15 protein-coding genes are annotated in these 15045 nt (G+C 75.0%); 6 read left to right on the top strand and 9 right to left on the bottom strand.

What is annotated here, in order from left to right; all coding sequences use genetic code 11:
* Window positions 1-48: 48 nt before the first annotated feature.
* Window positions 49-1047, bottom strand: coding sequence for a zinc-dependent alcohol dehydrogenase family protein (locus tag ACFXHB_RS20225; protein ID WP_380575948.1), 999 nt, complete (start codon window positions 1045-1047; stop codon window positions 49-51).
* A gap of 148 nt (window positions 1048-1195) precedes the next feature.
* On the opposite strand from ACFXHB_RS20225, the gene ACFXHB_RS20220 reads away from it, so the two are divergent.
* Window positions 1196-1537: an ArsR/SmtB family transcription factor gene (locus tag ACFXHB_RS20220; protein WP_380575947.1), complete on the top strand. Its 342-nt coding sequence runs from the start codon at window positions 1196-1198 to the stop codon at window positions 1535-1537.
* Window positions 1538-1562: 25 nt separating this feature from the next.
* On the opposite strand, the gene ACFXHB_RS20215 is transcribed toward ACFXHB_RS20220, so the two are convergent.
* Together ACFXHB_RS20215 and ACFXHB_RS20210 are read right to left on the bottom strand one after the other, a co-directional pair.
* Window positions 1563-2162 carry a TetR/AcrR family transcriptional regulator gene (locus tag ACFXHB_RS20215; RefSeq protein WP_380575946.1) on the bottom strand — a complete coding sequence of 200 codons (600 nt, stop codon included), beginning with the start codon at window positions 2160-2162 and terminating at the stop codon, window positions 1563-1565.
* A gap of 148 nt (window positions 2163-2310) precedes the next feature.
* Window positions 2311-3075 (bottom strand): SDR family NAD(P)-dependent oxidoreductase, encoded by a 765-nt coding sequence (locus ACFXHB_RS20210; protein WP_380575945.1) that lies wholly within the window; start codon window positions 3073-3075, stop codon window positions 2311-2313.
* 146 nt (window positions 3076-3221) lie between these two features.
* Between ACFXHB_RS20210 and ACFXHB_RS20205 the strand changes: the two genes are divergently transcribed.
* The gene (locus ACFXHB_RS20205; protein ID WP_380575944.1) at window positions 3222-3857 is read left to right on the top strand and encodes an NAD(P)-dependent oxidoreductase; all 636 of its coding nucleotides are present in this window, start codon (window positions 3222-3224) and stop codon (window positions 3855-3857) included.
* A gap of 95 nt (window positions 3858-3952) precedes the next feature.
* On the opposite strand, the gene ACFXHB_RS20200 is transcribed toward ACFXHB_RS20205, so the two are convergent.
* Window positions 3953-4888 carry a hypothetical protein gene (locus tag ACFXHB_RS20200; protein WP_380575943.1) on the bottom strand — a complete coding sequence of 312 codons (936 nt, stop codon included), beginning with the start codon at window positions 4886-4888 and terminating at the stop codon, window positions 3953-3955.
* 227 nt (window positions 4889-5115) lie between these two features.
* Here ACFXHB_RS20200 and ACFXHB_RS20195 point away from each other — a divergent pair, with 227 nt between their 5' ends.
* Window positions 5116-7689, top strand: coding sequence for a helicase-associated domain-containing protein (locus tag ACFXHB_RS20195; RefSeq protein WP_380575942.1), 2574 nt, complete (start codon window positions 5116-5118; stop codon window positions 7687-7689).
* Window positions 7690-7720: 31 nt separating this feature from the next.
* Here the strand turns inward: ACFXHB_RS20195 and ACFXHB_RS20190 are convergent, their stop codons facing one another.
* Entirely contained in the window at window positions 7721-7978 is a 258-nt protein-coding gene (locus ACFXHB_RS20190) for a hypothetical protein (RefSeq protein WP_380575941.1), read from the bottom strand.
* 103 nt (window positions 7979-8081) lie between these two features.
* Here ACFXHB_RS20190 and ACFXHB_RS20185 point away from each other — a divergent pair, with 103 nt between their 5' ends.
* Both ACFXHB_RS20185 and ACFXHB_RS20180 read left to right on the top strand, forming a co-directional pair.
* Window positions 8082-8492, top strand: a complete 411-nt coding sequence (locus ACFXHB_RS20185; RefSeq protein WP_380575940.1) for a hypothetical protein — start codon at window positions 8082-8084, stop codon at window positions 8490-8492.
* An 82-nt stretch (window positions 8493-8574) separates the two neighbouring features.
* A complete protein-coding gene (locus ACFXHB_RS20180) occupies window positions 8575-10212 on the top strand; it encodes a DNA repair helicase XPB (protein ID WP_380575939.1) in 1638 nt (545 codons plus the stop codon).
* A 67-nt stretch (window positions 10213-10279) separates the two neighbouring features.
* Here ACFXHB_RS20180 and ACFXHB_RS20175 read toward each other — a convergent pair whose 3' ends face one another.
* Window positions 10280-10474 carry a hypothetical protein gene (locus ACFXHB_RS20175; RefSeq protein WP_380575938.1) on the bottom strand — a complete coding sequence of 65 codons (195 nt, stop codon included), beginning with the start codon at window positions 10472-10474 and terminating at the stop codon, window positions 10280-10282.
* Window positions 10475-10772: 298 nt separating this feature from the next.
* Between ACFXHB_RS20175 and ACFXHB_RS20170 the strand changes: the two genes are divergently transcribed.
* Complete coding sequence (locus tag ACFXHB_RS20170) at window positions 10773-12824, top strand: HelD family protein (protein WP_380575936.1); 2052 nt, start codon at window positions 10773-10775, stop codon at window positions 12822-12824.
* 90 nt (window positions 12825-12914) lie between these two features.
* On the opposite strand, the gene ACFXHB_RS20165 is transcribed toward ACFXHB_RS20170, so the two are convergent.
* The 3 genes from ACFXHB_RS20165 to ACFXHB_RS20155 are packed head-to-tail and all read right to left on the bottom strand — an operon-like array spanning window position 12915 to window position 14954.
* Window positions 12915-13601: a copper homeostasis protein CutC gene (locus tag ACFXHB_RS20165; RefSeq protein ID WP_380575934.1), complete on the bottom strand. Its 687-nt coding sequence runs from the start codon at window positions 13599-13601 to the stop codon at window positions 12915-12917.
* 55 nt (window positions 13602-13656) lie between these two features.
* Entirely contained in the window at window positions 13657-14610 is a 954-nt protein-coding gene (locus ACFXHB_RS20160) for a hypothetical protein (RefSeq protein WP_380575932.1), read from the bottom strand.
* Window positions 14607-14954 carry a PadR family transcriptional regulator gene (locus tag ACFXHB_RS20155; RefSeq protein ID WP_380575930.1) on the bottom strand — a complete coding sequence of 116 codons (348 nt, stop codon included), beginning with the start codon at window positions 14952-14954 and terminating at the stop codon, window positions 14607-14609. Before ACFXHB_RS20155 ends, ACFXHB_RS20160 begins: the two co-directional genes overlap by 4 nt.
* Between the last annotated feature and the right edge of the window lie 91 nt (window positions 14955-15045).

Here is a 15045-nt window from a genome sequence, read left to right as displayed (position 1 = left end):
GGCCCCCGCGCTCCTTCGCGCGGGGGGGCCGTCGGGCGCCGTGGCCGCTCAGTGGTCGACGGTGACCACGATCTTGCCGAGCTGGGTGCCGGACTCCATGTGGCGGTGCGCCTCGGCGATCTCGTCGAGGCCGAAGACGCGGTCCACCACCGGGGTGAAGGAGCCGCCGCGCAGGCCGGAGGTGACGAAGGCCTCCGCCCGGCGCAGCCGCTCCGCGTCACGCGTGATCTCGTGGATCGTGTAGGTGCGCATGTTCAGTGCGGGCATGCCGAGTTCGAACCCCGGGTACGGGGTCGGCCCGCCGCTCAGCCCGCCGTAGAGCAGCAGCGTGCCGCCGGGGGCGACCGCCCGGGCGAGGTCGACCACACCGGGGCCGGCGACGGCGTCGAAGACGAACTCGGCTCCCCGGCCGCCGGTCAGGGCCAGGACCCGCTCGGAGACGCCCTCCTCCTCGGTGACGATCACCTCGGCCGCCCCGGCCTTGAGCAGCGCCTCCCGCTTGGCCGCGGTCCGGGTGGTGGCGATCGGCACCGCCCCCACCCGGTGGGCGATCTGGATCGCGGCCAGGCCCACGCTGCTGGAGGCGGCGGTCAGCACGACGGTGTCCCCCGCCCGCAGGCCGCCGACCTCCACCAGCGCGCCGTAGGCCGTCACGTACGGCATCCAGGCCGCCGCGCCCTCGACGGCGCCGAGCCCGGCGGGCCGGTGCAGCACCGCCGCGGCGGGGACGATCGCGCGTTCGGCGTAGACGGGGTAGTCGTTCATCGAGAACGCGGGCACCACGCTGACCGGCTGCCCCGGCGCGAACCCGGTCACCCCGGCCCCGACGGACTCGACCACGCCCGCCGCCTCGGCGCCGAGCCCTGCGGGGAACCGCCGGGGGGCTTCGATGTAGGTGCCGGCGCGGAACAGCACCTCGGCCCGGTTGATCCCGATCGCGTCCACCCGGACCAGCAGTTCGCCGGGACCGGGGGCGGCGACCGCCACGTCCTCCAGCCGCAGCACCTCCGGACCGCCGTGCTCGTGGAACCGCACCGTCCTGGCCATCGCGCATCGCCCCCTTCCGATCGGTGACGGCGGCGCGGGGTGCGCGCCGCCGCACCCACTGAATAGGAAAGTACGTCAGCTGTCAAACTTCGACGACTGTCGTACTTTGATGGCTGCCGTACCATGACAGCGAGAGGCAGGGACAACGATGGTGACGACGCAGCGCAACGGACAGCGGGACCGCACCCCGCCGCACCCGGACCTCCGGGAGATCAGCCTTCAACAGGTCCTGGAGGCCGTGGTCGACCCGGTCCGCCGCCGGATCGTCGCCGAGCTGGACGCCGCCGCCGAGGACCTCGCCTGCGGGACGATCGACCTGCCGGTCAGCAAGTCCACCGCCACCCACCACTTCCACGTCCTGCGCGAGGCCGGGCTCATCCGGCAGTACTACGTGGGTACTTCGCGGATGAACGCACTGCGCCGCGAGGAGTTCGAGCAGGCCTTCCCCGGGCTGCTCGGCGCCCTGCGGATCGAGCGCGGGCAGGACTGACCCGCCGGGCCGACCGGTCGGCCCGTCAGGCCGCCGGGCCGCCCAGGGCGGCGCGCACCAGGCGGGTCACGGCCGGGACGGCCGCCCGCAGATCACCGTCGGGGCCGACCGTCTCGCCCGCCAGCGCGTCGTAGGTCTCGAAGCCGGTGAGCACGAACAGCACCGCCGCCGCGCCCTCGGGCACACCGTCGATCCGGCCGGTGAGCACCTCGGCGCCCTCCCGGCGCCGGGCGTCGCGCTCGCGGACGACCCTGCCCACCTCGTCGTCCAGGGCGCCCAGCGCGCGCAGCCTGCGGGTGCAGACCCGGTCCACCGCCCAGAAGCCGCCCATGACCTCGACGAAGCGGTCCACCGCCGGCCAGGGGTCGGGCAGCGTGAAGGCCTCGACGATCCGGGCCATCCCGCCCTGCTCGGCGAGCGCGTCGCAGATCGCCTCCAGCAGACCCGTCTTCGAGCCGAACTGGTAGTAGACGGTGGCCCGCGCGACATCGGCCCGCCGGGCCACCGCGTCCGGCGACAGGGTGCCCTTCTCGATCAGCTGGGCCCGCGCGGCCTCGACGATCCGCGCGCGCGTCCCGTCCACGTCCGCCTGCCGCTGTCCCATCCGGTAGGGCCGGGGACTCATCGCGCTCGCCTCCACTCGCTCACCCCGCCGCCGGTGACGCCGCCGTCGGGCTCCTCGTGAACAGGCAGTATCCCCGACGGGCCGGGCCGCCGGGCCGCCGGGCGCCGGCAGCCGGCGGACGACGGGCGCGGCCGGACGACGGGGGCCGTCAGACGATGACCCGCCCGCCGCTGACGTCCAGCGTCTGCCCGGTGATCCACGAGGACGCGGCGGAGGCCAGGAAGAGCGTGGCCGCCGCGATGTCCGCCGGTTCGCCGAGCCGGCCCAGCGGGTGGGCGGCGGCGACCGCCGCCCGCACCTCGGGCGGCATGGCCGCGGCCGTCCGCTCCGTCCGGACGGCGCCCGGCGCGAGGGCGTTGACCCGCACCCCCGAACCCGCCACCTCCAGGGCGAGGTGGCGGGTGAACATCAGCACCCCCGCCTTGGCGGCGGCGTAGGCGGCCGAGGAGCCGCTGGGCAGTCGGCCGGCGGTGGACGCCATGGTGACCACCGAACCGCCGCCGCGCTCCACCAGGCCCGGCAGGAAGGCCCGCACGGTGAGGAAGGTGGCCGTGAGATCGGTGTCCAGCACGGCCCGCCAGTGCTCCTCGGTCTCCCGGACGGTCGGCACGGGGTAGCCGTTCCCCCCGGCGAACGCGGCCAGGACGTCGACCGGGCCGAGCCCGTCCTCGATCCGGGCCGCCGCCCGGGCGAGCGCGGCGGCGTCGGTGCAGTCGGCGGCCAGGCCGAGCGCGTCGGCGCCGGTCGCGCGCAGCTCCCCGGAGACGGCGGCCAGGGCGGCCTCGTCCCGCCCGAGCACGGCGACCGCCGCCCCCTGCCGGGCGAACGCACGGGCGGTCTCGGCGCCGATGCCGCGACTCCCGCCGGTGATCACGACGACCTTGCCGGCCAGGTCGGGGTAGCGAACTCCCATATGCCATCGCTCCTTTGGTCAGGTTGTGGTTCACTGATTTCAGTCATACAGTCTGTCTGACTGAATGACAAGGCCGGCCCGCACCGCGGACCCACGCCGGCCACCGCACCCCGCCGCCCGAAACCCCCGACTCCGAGGAGGACTCCATGAAGCTCGCCGTGGTGGGCGCCACCGGACGCACCGGACGCCTGGTCGTCGACCTCGCCCTGGCCGCCGGACACACCGTCACGGCGGTGGCCCGCACGCCGGAACGGTTACCGCCCTTCGCGCACGGCACCCCGCGCGTCGCCCGGGCGGACGTCGGCCGACCGGGCTCCCTGCTCGAACCGCTGGCCGGGCAGGACGCCGTGGTATCGACCCTCGGCACCACCGGCCGGACGGCCACCACCGTCTTCTCGGACGGCGCGCGGGAGTTGGTGACCGCGGCCCGGGCCGGCGGGGTCGGGCACCTCGTGGCGATGTCCTCGGCCGGGCTGGAGACCGACCATCTCCCCTTCGCCCAAAGGGTCGTGACACGTCTGGTGGTCGACCGGCTCTACCGGGGGATCCACCAGGACCTGGCCCGGATGGAGGCGGTCCTGAGCAGCTCCGACACCGCCTGGACGCTGGTCCGGGCGCCGATGCTCAAGGACGGCCCGGCATCGGCCGCCCCGCGCGTCTCCTTCGGCCTCCCGCTGCCCGGCGCCGGCACCGCCACCCGCGCCACGGTCGCCACCTGGATCGTCCAGCACCTGGGCGCCACGGCGACGTTCCGCCGGCGGATCAGCATCGCCGACGGCTGACGCCCCGGTCGGACCACGGCCGCCGTGAGCACCACCGCCGCCACCACCGCCGCCGTCAGTGCCGGCCGACGCTCCCCCGCGTGACGCCGAACGGCTCAACCCTGCGGCTGCGCACGCCGCTTCATCGCCATGCCCAGCAGGAACAGCGCCGACAGGACGGCCGCGAGCCGGATCACGCCGGGGGCGGCCGACCAGGCGATCTCGCCGGCCGGCTGTCCGGGCTGGAGCCCCCCGCCCCAGCGCCCCTGCGCGCGGCCCCAGTACCAGAGGCTGGTACCGCTGATCGTCGCCAGCGGGATCCCGAAGACGGCGAACTTCCTCGTCAGGTCGCTCAGTTGCCGTGACATGTAGCCGAGGGCCCACCCCACCAGCATCACCAGGATCTGGCCGCTGACGGCGCCACCGACCAACGTCACCGAGGCGAGCAGCAGCAGTGGGGACGGACGGCGGCCGGCCGCGGCGGAGGGCTTCGGGGGCTTGCCGGCGGGCTCGGGCCGCGCCTTCCCCCGGCCGCGGCCGCCGGTCTTCGCCTTGCCGCCGGCCTTGCGGCCCTTGACCGGGGCTGGCTCGTCGGCCGGCTCGGCGGGCGCCTCGGTCCCGGCGTCCGCCGCCGCCTCCCCGTCGTCCGTCCGTTGCTCCGGGATCGACTTGATCGCCGCCCCCGGGCCGTCGGAGAAGTTGAGCATCACCAGATCCCAACCGCCCGCGTCGGCGGACGCGTACAGCTGCGGCGGCGGCACGGCGTCCGGGTCCGCCGGCGCGTCCCGGACCGACTCCGTCACCCACGGCGAGCCCGGTTCACCCGGCCCGGCCGGCGCCCTCGGCCGCGGCGGCGCGGACGGCGGGGAGGACGGGCGCGAAGGCACCACCGGCGCGCCGGCCGCGTACACGCTGTCCTCGTCCGCCGGACCACCGGCACCGGCCCCGCCCGCACCGGCCTCCCGCGCACCGCCCGGCGCGTCGCCGCCCGCACCGCCGCCCGACGGCTCGCTCCACGGCCCGCGTTTACGCCACCACTCGCCGTCCGCCATCACCCAGCACCCCGCCTCGCCCGAGCCGTCCCCGAAGACCTCGCGGAACCTCGCGGGTCGCCGCCGGTCCGCGCGGATCCCCGCCGGTCGAGACGCTACCCACCCGGCCCCCGCCCACGCGAGCCCGTCCCGCCCTCCGGCCACGTCGGCCGACCGCCCCGCCGGCGGCACAACCACCCTCCGACGACGGATCCCCACCGACACCCGACGCGACTAACCTAGGTCGAATGACCACACAGCAGGGCCCCCAACGCACCGCCAAAGCGCCCACCGGCCCCCGCACCCTCGCCGAGGAGCTCCGCAGCCGCGCGGACGACGACCTCGCCGCCCTGCTCCGGTCCCGCCCCGACCTGCTCAACCCCGTCCCCGGCGACCTCACCCAGCTCGCCGCCCGGCTCTCCTCCCGCGCCTCCGCGCTGCGTGCCCTGGAGCGGCTGGACCGCTTCACCCTCCAGGTCGCCGAGGCCCTGGCCGCCGCCCCCGACGGAGCCTCCCCCGCCACCGTGCGCACGCTGCTGACCGGTCCCGCCAAGGTCAAACCGCACCCGGGCGCCACCCCGCTGAGCACCGCCGACCGGGCCGCCGTCACCGCCGCCCTGCCCCGCGCCCTCACCACGCTGCGCGACCGCGCCCTGCTCTGGGGCCCCGACAACGGGCTGCGGCTGGTCATCGCGGCCCGCGAGGCGCTGGCGCCGACCGCCGCCAACCCGGGCCGCACCGGCCTCGGCCCGACGCTCGCCGACGCGACCGCCGGCATGTCCCCGGCCCGGATCCAGCAGCTGCTGGTCTCCGCCGGGCAGCCCGCCACCCCCGACCCGGTCACCGCCGTCGCCGCGCTCGCCGCCCTGCTCACCGACCGGGCCCGGTGCGACGCCCTGCTCGCCACCGCCCCCGAACCGGCCCTGCGCCTGCTGGACCGCCTGGTCTGGGGCCCGCCCACCGGCACCGTCCCGGACGCCACCCGCCCGGTCACCGCCGAGGACGCGCAGAGCCCGGTGGAGTGGCTGCTGGCCCGCGGTCTGCTGCTGCCGAGCAGTCCCGGCAGCGTGGTGCTGCCCCGGGAGCTCGCGCTACACCTGCGCGGCGGCCGTACCCACCGCCTGGTCGAACCCGTCCAGCCCGAACCGGCCCCGGCCGGCGCCCGGCGCGATCCCCAGGCTGTGGACAACGCCGCCGCCGGGCAGGCGTACACCGCCGTCCGGACCGTCGAGGAGCTGCTCGGCCTCTGGGGCCTCAACCCCCCGCCGACCCTGCGCGCCGGCGGCCTCGGCGTCCGCGATCTCAAGCGCACCGCCCAGGCGCTGGAGGGCACCGAGCAGCAGGCCGCGTTCTGGCTCGAACTCGCGTACACCGCAGGACTGCTGGCCCCCGACGGCGAGGCCGACGAACGCTGGTGCCCCACCCCGGCGTACGACACCTGGCTCCAGCAGGACACCGCCGACCGCTGGGCCCTGCTGGCGGCGAGCTGGCTGGCCGCGACCCGCGTCCCCGCCCTGGCCGGCGGCCCGGACGGCAAGGGCAAGCCGCGCGCCGCACTGGGCCCCGAACTCGACCGCACGCTGGCCCCGTCCGTGCGCCGGGCCGCCCTCGCCCTGCTCGCCGAGCTGCCGCCCGGCACCCCCGCCACCGCCGAGGAGCTGCTGCCCACCCTGCGGTGGCAGCGCCCGCTGCGCGGCGGGCCGATCACCGCGCCGCCCACCGCCGTCGGACACCCCACCGCCGCCGCGCACCCCACCGCCGCAGCGCAGCACGCGCCCCCCGGCCAGGGGCGCGACCTCCGGGACGACCTCACGACCTGGACCCTCGCCGAGGCCGAACTGCTCGGCATCACCGGCCGCGGCGCACTCGCCGCCCCGGCCCGCGCGCTGCTCACCGCCGAGGCCGATCCGGCCGAGGTGCTCGCCCCGCTGCTGCCGCGGCCGCTGGACCACGTCATCCTCCAGCCGGACCTCACCGCGATCGCCCCCGGCCCGCTGCTCACCCCGCTCGCCCAGGCGCTCGCGCTCTGCGCCGACATCGAGTCCAAGGGCGGCGCCACCGTCTACCGGTTCACCCCCGAGTCGGTCCGCCGCGCCCTCGACGCCGGCCGCGGCGCCGCCGACCTCCAGGCCTTCCTGGAGCAGCACTCGCGCACACCCGTACCGCAGCCGCTCAGCTACCTGATCGACGACGTGGCCCGCCGGCACGGCATCCTGCGGGTCGGCGCCGCCTCCTCGTACCTGCGCTGCGACGACCCGGCGCTGCTGAACGAGGTACTGGCCGACCGGCGCTCCGCCGACCTGCGGCTGCGCCTGCTCGCCCCGACGGTGCTGGCCGCCCAGGCCCCGCCCGACATCCTGCTCGCCACCCTGCGCACCATGGGCTACGCGCCGGCGGCCGAATCCGCCGAGGGCGACGTCCTGATCACCCGCCCGGACAGCCACCGCACCCCGCCGCGCGCGGCCCCCACACCGGTCCCGGACGGACCGCCCACACCCGACGACGTCCTGCTCGCCGCCGCCGTCAAGGCCGTCCGGGCCGGCGACCGCGCCGCCACCGCCGTGCGCCGCGAGCCCGCGCCCGATCCGGGCCGGCTCCCCCGCACCGCGGCGGCCGAGACGCTCGCCTCGCTCCAGACCGCCGTCCTGCTCGGTGAGCGGATGTGGATCGGCTATCTGAACGCCGAGGGCATCGCCAGCCAGCGGATCATCGACCCGGTCAAGGTCGAAGGCGGCTTCGTCACCGCCTTCGACCACCATGCCGACGAGCTCCGGACGTTCGCCCTGCACCGGATCACCGGCGTGGCGGAGCTGGAGGAGTAGCGGCCGGCCCGACCGCGGGTGCTCCCCGCGCTCAGCCCTGCTTGGCGGCCTGCTCCTTCGCCTTCTCCTGCATCGCCTTGTCCGCCAGCTTCGCGAGGTCCCCCTGGCCGATCGGCATGCTGCCGCCGCCCACCGTGTCGGCGAGCAGGAAGGCGGGGGCGGCCATCAGCCCGCCCGGGCCCTCGCCGATGCCCGCGAGGGCGTGGGCGGAGCCGGCGGAGGAGGCGGTCGCGGCGAAGGCCGAACCGAGGAGGGCGAGAGCGGTGAGGGCGCGCTTCGACTTGTTCATGCCCGGCACAACGACCGACCGGTCCCCCGGTCACTGCCACCGGTTGACGATCCGGTCGTACCCGGCGTACTCCGGAAGAAGGGGGATCGCGAAGGGAGTCATCGTGCTCGGCAACCAGATAGTCACCCAGACCACCGAGGACACCGGCCGGCGGGTGCTGGCCACCACGGACGGCGTGCCCCCCGTGGTCGAGGTCTCGTTCGAGGCGACCGGCGAGGTACTCGGCGTCGGGGTCAAGGAGTTCGCCACCTACGAGTCGCAGGTGCGCTCGGACGGCACGCTGTTCGGTGAGGGCCAGGGCGTGGGCATGAGCGAGCGCGGCGAGACCTACAGCTGGCACGGCAGCGGCCTCGGCCGCTTCACCGGCCCCGGCGGCGCCATGGCCTGGCGCGGGGCGGTCTTCTTCGAGAGCCAGTCCGAGTCCTTCGCCCAGCTCAACGACACCGTCGGGCTCTTCGAGTACGACACCGACGGCGGCGGCACCGGCAAGGTCACCGTGCACGAGTGGAAGTAGCCTCCCGGGTTCACCGCGGAATGCGCGACACTGGAGGGTCTGCGTCCCGACAGACCTGTCAGCCAGTGGAGGGCTTCCCCGCGTGAACGACGGACCGCTCATCGTCCAGAGCGACAAAACTCTTCTTCTGGAGATCGACCACCCCAAGGCCTCCGACTGCCGTCGCGCCATCGCGCCGTTCGCCGAGCTGGAGCGCGCGCCCGAGCACGTGCACACCTACCGGATCACCCCGCTCGGGCTGTGGAACGCCCGCGCCGCCGGACACGACGCCGAGCAGGTGGTCGACGCCCTGGTCACCTACTCGCGCTACCCGGTGCCGCACGCGCTGCTGGTGGACGTGGCGGACACCATGGCCCGCTACGGCCGGCTCAAGCTCACCAAGCACCCGGTCCACGGTCTGGTGCTCTCCACCACCGACCGGCCCGTGCTGGAGGAGGTGCTGCGTTCCAAGAAGGTCGCCCCGCTGGTCGGCGCCCGGGTCGATCCGGACACCGTGGTCGTGCACCCCTCCGAGCGCGGCCAGATCAAGCAGGTGCTGCTCAAGCTCGGCTGGCCGGCCGAGGACTTCGCCGGGTACGTGGACGGCGAGGCGCACCCGATCGAGCTGGACCAGAACGGGTGGCAGCTGCGCCCCTACCAGGCCCAGGCCGTCGAGGGGTTCTGGCACGGCGGCTCGGGCGTGGTCGTGCTGCCCTGCGGCGCCGGCAAGACGCTGGTCGGCGCCGCGGCGATGGCCGAGGCCAAGTCGACCACGCTGATCCTGGTCACCAACACCGTCTCGGCGCGCCAGTGGAAGCACGAACTGGTCAAGCGCACCTCGCTCACCGAGGACGAGATCGGCGAGTACAGCGGGACGCGCAAGGAGATCCGCCCGGTCACCATCGCCACCTACCAGGTGATGACCACCAAGCGGAAGGGCGTCTACGCCCACCTGGAGCTCTTCGACGCCCGCAACTGGGGCCTGGTCGTCTACGACGAGGTCCACCTGCTGCCCGCGCCGGTCTTCAAGTTCACCGCCGACCTCCAGGCGCGCCGCCGGCTCGGCCTGACCGCCACCCTGGTCCGCGAGGACGGCCGCGAGGGCGACGTCTTCTCGCTCATCGGCCCCAAGCGCTTCGACGCCCCCTGGAAGGAGATCGAGGCGCAGGGCTACATCGCGCCCGCCGACTGCTGCGAGGTCCGGGTCACCCTCACCGACTCCGAGCGGCTCGCCTACGCGACCGCCGAGCCCGAGGAGCGCTACCGGTTCTGCGCCACCACGGCGACCAAGCGGCGCGTGGTGGAGGCACTGGTCAAGAAGCACGAGAAGGACCAGACACTGATCATCGGTCAGTACATCGACCAGCTCGACGAGCTCGGCGAGGTGCTGGACGCGCCGGTGATCAAGGGCGAGACCAGCAACGCCCAGCGCGAGAAGCTGTTCGAGGCCTTCCGGAACAAGGAGATCAGCGTCCTGGTCGTCTCCAAGGTCGCCAACTTCTCCATCGACCTGCCCGAGGCGACCGTCGCCATCCAGGTCTCCGGCACCTTCGGCTCCCGCCAGGAGGAGGCCCAGCGGCTCGGGCGCGTGCTGCGCCCCAAGGCGGACGGCCACTCGGCGCACTTCTACTCGGTGGTGGCCCGCGACACCGTCGACCAGGACTTCGCCGCGCACCGCCAGCGCTTCCTGGCGGAGCAGGGCTACGCCTACCGCATCATCGACGCGGACGACGTGCTCTGACCGGTGCCCGACCGGGCCGATCCGGGCCCTGACCCGGCCGGAAACAGCCGGGAACGGCCGGGAACGCTCAGTACTCGACGCCGTCGCGCCCGAGGAAGACCACGCGCGCGGCGGTGTCGAGGGCGATGCCGACGTTGCGGACGGCGGTGGTCAGCGGGCTGCGGCGGCGGCCGGGGCCGGCCGCGGCGGTGGCCCCGGCCGGGCGGGCGGGGGCGGACTTCTGGGACGGCACTCGCGGCGCCGTGATGTGTACGGTGCTCATGTCTCCACGGTAGTTTCCGGACGCCCCGGACACATCACCCCAAAGGCCGTACCGGGCAGGACGTAGGTCGTCCTCCAGGTGTACGGGGGCCCCGAGGCCCGGAGCCGGTCCCTCGGGGTGGAACCCCGAGGCCGTCGGGTCTAGGATCATTCGTCTGCCCCCTCCCGAACCGTGGTACCTGCTGAGTCGCGCAGGCAGCCGGGGGAGGCGCCGTCCGTTCGGCAACCGGTCGGCTGTACCCACCGTGAGCTCCAACGATCCGCTGCGCCCGCATCCGGGGCAGCCGGGAAGGTTCGCTGTGCCCGCCACCCCCACCACCGACCCCCTCCAGCGCGAACGCGACCACCTGGCCGCCTCCCGGGCCGCGCTGCGCACGATGCGCGAGGACGTCGAGTCCCTGGACATCAGCGACGTCACCGGCACCTGGGTGACCGCCGTCGTCCTCCACCGCCAGATCGAGGCCCGGATCGCCGCCCTGGCCGACCTCTCGCACACCCCGCTCTTCTTCGGCCGCCTCGACTACCTGCACGCGATCAGCGAGGAGCTGTCCGAAGGGTCCGGCGGGGAGAACTTCTACATCGGCCGCCGGCACGTCCACGACGCCGCCGGCGACCCGATGGTGATCGACTGGCGCGCACCGGTCTCCCAGCCGTTCTACCGGGCCAGCCGCACCGTGCCGATGGACGTCGAGCGCCGCCGCCGCTTCGGCTACACCGGCGGCGAGCTGACCGCCTACGAGGACGAGCACCTCACCGACCCGGCCGAGACGGACACCTCCTCCGCGCTGCTCGCCGCCGAGATCGAGAAGCCCCGCGTCGGCCCGATGCGCGACATCGTCGCCACCATCCAGCCCGAGCAGGACGAGATCGTCCGCGCCGACATCACCGGTACGGTCTGCGTCCAGGGCGCCCCCGGCACCGGGAAGACCGCCGTCGGCCTGCACCGCGTGGCGTACCTGCTGTACGCGCACCGCGAGCGGCTCGCCCGCACGGGCACCCTGGTGATCGGCCCGAACAACGCCTTCCTCTCCTACATCGAGCAGGTGCTGCCCGCCCTCGGCGAGCTGGAGGTGGCCCAGGCCACCGTGCAGCAGCTGGTGGCGCACGTCGAGGTGCGCGGCGAGGACACCGCCGAGGCGGCCCGGCTGAAGGGCGACGCCCGGATGGCCGAGGTGCTGCGCCGCGCCGTGCGCTCGGGCATCACCGCGCCCACCGAGCCCTGCGTGGTGGTGCGGGGCTCCCGCCGCTGGCGGGTCCCGGTGCACGAGCTCACCGGGATCGTCGAGGAGCTGCGGGGCCGCGACATCCGCTACGGCGCGGCGCGGGACGCCCTGCCGCAGCGGATCGCGCACGCGGTCCTGCTGAAGATGGAGCAGGGCGGCGAGGCCCCGGACGACCGGGTGCAGGACGCGGTGGCCCGCAACGCGGCGGTCAAGGCGACGGTCAAGGAGTGCTGGCCGCCGGTCGAACCGGCCAAGCTGGTGCACCGGCTGCTCTCCGACCCGGAGTTCCTGGCGCGCTGCGCGGAGGGCGTGCTCACCCCCGAGGAGCAGCGGGCGGTGCTCTGGGCCAAGCCCGGCCGCTCGGTGCGGACCGCCCGCTGGACGCCGGCCGACGCCGTCCTGGTGGACGAGACGACCGATCTGGTGCAGCGCACCGCCTCGCTCGGCCACGTGGTGCTGGACGAGGCGCAGGACCTCTCCCCGATGCAGTACCGCGCGGTCGGCCGCCGCTGCAGCACCGGCTCGGCGACCGTCCTCGGCGACCTCGCCCAGGGCACCACGCCCTGGGCGACGGCGAGCTGGCCGGACGCGCTGCACCACCTGGGCAAGCCGGCCGCCCACGTCGAGGAGCTGACCAAGGGCTTCCGGGTGCCCGAGGAGGTCATCGCCTACGCCTCCCGGCTGCTGCCCGCGATCGCCCCGGGCCTCGCCCCGGCGAGCTCGGTCCGTGCGGCGCCCGGCTCGCTGACGATCCGCCGGGTCGCGGCCGGGGAGCTGGAGCACGCGGTGGTCGAGGCCTGTCACCGGGCGCTGGAGCACGAGGGATCGACCGGTCTGATCGCCGCCGACGCGCGCGTCCCGCTGCTCGCCGAGGCCCTGACGGCGGCCGGTCTGCCGTACCTCTCCCCCGGCGCCGAGACCAGTGCCGAGGCCCGGCTGACCCTCGTGCCGGCCTCGCTGGCCAAGGGTCTGGAGTACGACTACGTGGTGCTGGACGAGCCGGCCGCGGTGGTCGCCGGCGAGCCGGACGAGCGGACCGGCCTGCGCCGCCTGTACGTGTCGCTCACCCGTGCCGTCTCGGGGCTGGCGGTGCTGCACGCCGAACCGCTGCCCGAGCAGCTGGGCTGACACCTGCGGAGGGGACCGGCGGACGATCCGCCGGTCCCCTCCGCTCCGAGCTGCCGGCCACCGATCACTCAGCCGTCGGCGCTCTCACGCTCAGCCATCGATCAGCGACCGCCATTCGGCGACCTTGGAGGCGTCCACCGGGGACCGCCATCCGTCGACCCGGACCGCGCCGCCGACGTGGAAGGCGTCGAAGCCCGCCGCCCGCAGGCCCGGGAGGTGCTCGGCCCGCAGGCCGCCACCGATCAGGATCCGCTGCCCGTACCCGGGCTCACCGGCCTTGGCCAGCTCGGCCGAGAGCACCTCCCGGCCCGCGTCCACCCCGCCGGCCGCGCCGGAGGTGAGGAAGGTGTCCAGCCCGGGCAGCGCGCCGACGGCCGCGCGCACGGCGGCCCGGTCGGCGCTGTGGTCGATCGCCCGGTGGAACGTCCAGCGGCAGCCCGCCACCGCGTCGGCGACGGCCCGGGTGGCCGCGAGGTCGACGGCACCGTCGGGCGTCAGGAAGCCGAAGACGAACTCGTCGGCGCCCTCGGCCCGCAGCGCGGCGGCGCGGGCCCGCAGCTCGTCCAGGTCGCCCGGCGCGAAGCCGTCCCGGACGCGCAGCATGACGCGCAGCGGCAGCTCCACGGCGGCCCGGATCTTGGCGAAGTCCTCGACCGACGGGGTGAGCCCGTCGGCGGCCATGTCCGTGACCAGTTCGAGCCGGTCGGCGCCGCCCGACTCGGCGGCCTGGGCGTCCTGGGGCGTCAGCGCGATGACTTCGAAAATTGGTCTAGACATATCAGACAGCCTGCCACATCCCGAAGCCCCGGGCGAGACCCGTGCGGCCGATCGGTCACGCCCCCGACCGGCGCATGCTCTCCAGACCACGCCAGCCGAGCCCGCCCACCGCCACGAACGCGGCGCCGGCCCCGCCGACCGCAAGCAGGTTCCAGATCCCACCGGCCGACTCCCAGAGACTGAAGAGACTGAACGAAACGGTCAGCGGCAGCAGGGCCAGGCCGATCGCCGCCGGCACCAGCCAGCCGCGCGCGGCGGCGGCCACCAGCAGCAGCGGAGCCACCAGCAGCAGGGCGGCCCACGGGTCGTCCATCAGGTAGCGGGTGTCGTAGTTGCCCTGGGCCGCGACCACCAGCAGACCGCCGGCCACCCCCAGCGGCACCAGTGCCCTGGTCTGCCAGGTCGGCCGCTCCAGCAGGTCCGCCGGCGCGGCGAGCACCAGCAGCCCGGCCAGCACGAACGGCATCGCCGAGGTGCAGCTGTAGAAGAACCACCACCAGTCGAGCGCCGACGAGACCGGCGCCGGGATCGAGAGCGAGTCCGCCAGGTTCAGCAGGCCCGCGCCGATCACCGCCAGCGAGAGGAGCCGCGCCGCCTTCCACTGCCCCAGCATCGCGGCCACCGCCAGCAGCAGGGTGGCCACCGGCTGCGCGAACACGGTCAGCACCATGAAGGAGGAGGCCCGCGGGCCGTCGAGCTGCCAGGCGATCAGGTCCGGGTTGCTGATCCACGGGAACAGGCCGGCCCCCGCCGCGGTACCGGCCACCAGCGGAACGGCCAGCGCCAGCAGCCGGCCGGCCGTCGAGGCCGAGGTCAGCCGGGCCCGCAACCGCAGTCCGTACGCGGCGAGGTCCAGCGCCTCCCGGATCAGGGTGGGCCGGTCCGCCTCCGCCGTGCTGTCGGCGAAGACGGCGGCCAGCTCGTCACCGCGCTCACGGCGGTAGCGGGCCGGATAGAACTGGAGCGCCGCCCGCAGCGCGACCGGCCGGTCGATGGTCTGCATGCTCATCCGAAGGCCCCCATGATCCTCGGCAGGATGACGGACAGCCGGCGCTCGGCCTCGGAGGCGACGGCCCGCAGCCGCCCCGCCTCGGCCGCCAGCGCGGCGCGGCCGTCCTTGGTCAGCGCGTAGCTGCGCCGGGCCCGGCCGTCGACGACCTCCTCGGCGGCGACCTCGATCAGGCCCTGCTGGAGCAGCCGGTCGAGCGCGCCGTAGAGCGTGCCGGTGCGCATCTTCACCCGGCCCTCGGAGATCGCGGAAACCTCCTGGATGAGCGCGTAGCCGTGTCTGGGCGCGTCGGCCAGCGCGGTGAGCAGAAGCAGCGTCGGCTCCTGCATGGCTCGTTCTGTCATAGGACTACATATATCGTCAAACTACCTATCCGGTCCAGTGGGCCCGCCGATCGAAGGCCACCGCACGGCCGGGACCCACCACAATGGGCCC

It is taken from the genome of Kitasatospora sp. NPDC059327 (assembly GCF_042752535.1).
Lineage (GTDB): Bacteria > Actinomycetota > Actinomycetes > Streptomycetales > Streptomycetaceae > Kitasatospora.
This window is presented reverse-complemented; position numbering and strand designations above follow the sequence as displayed.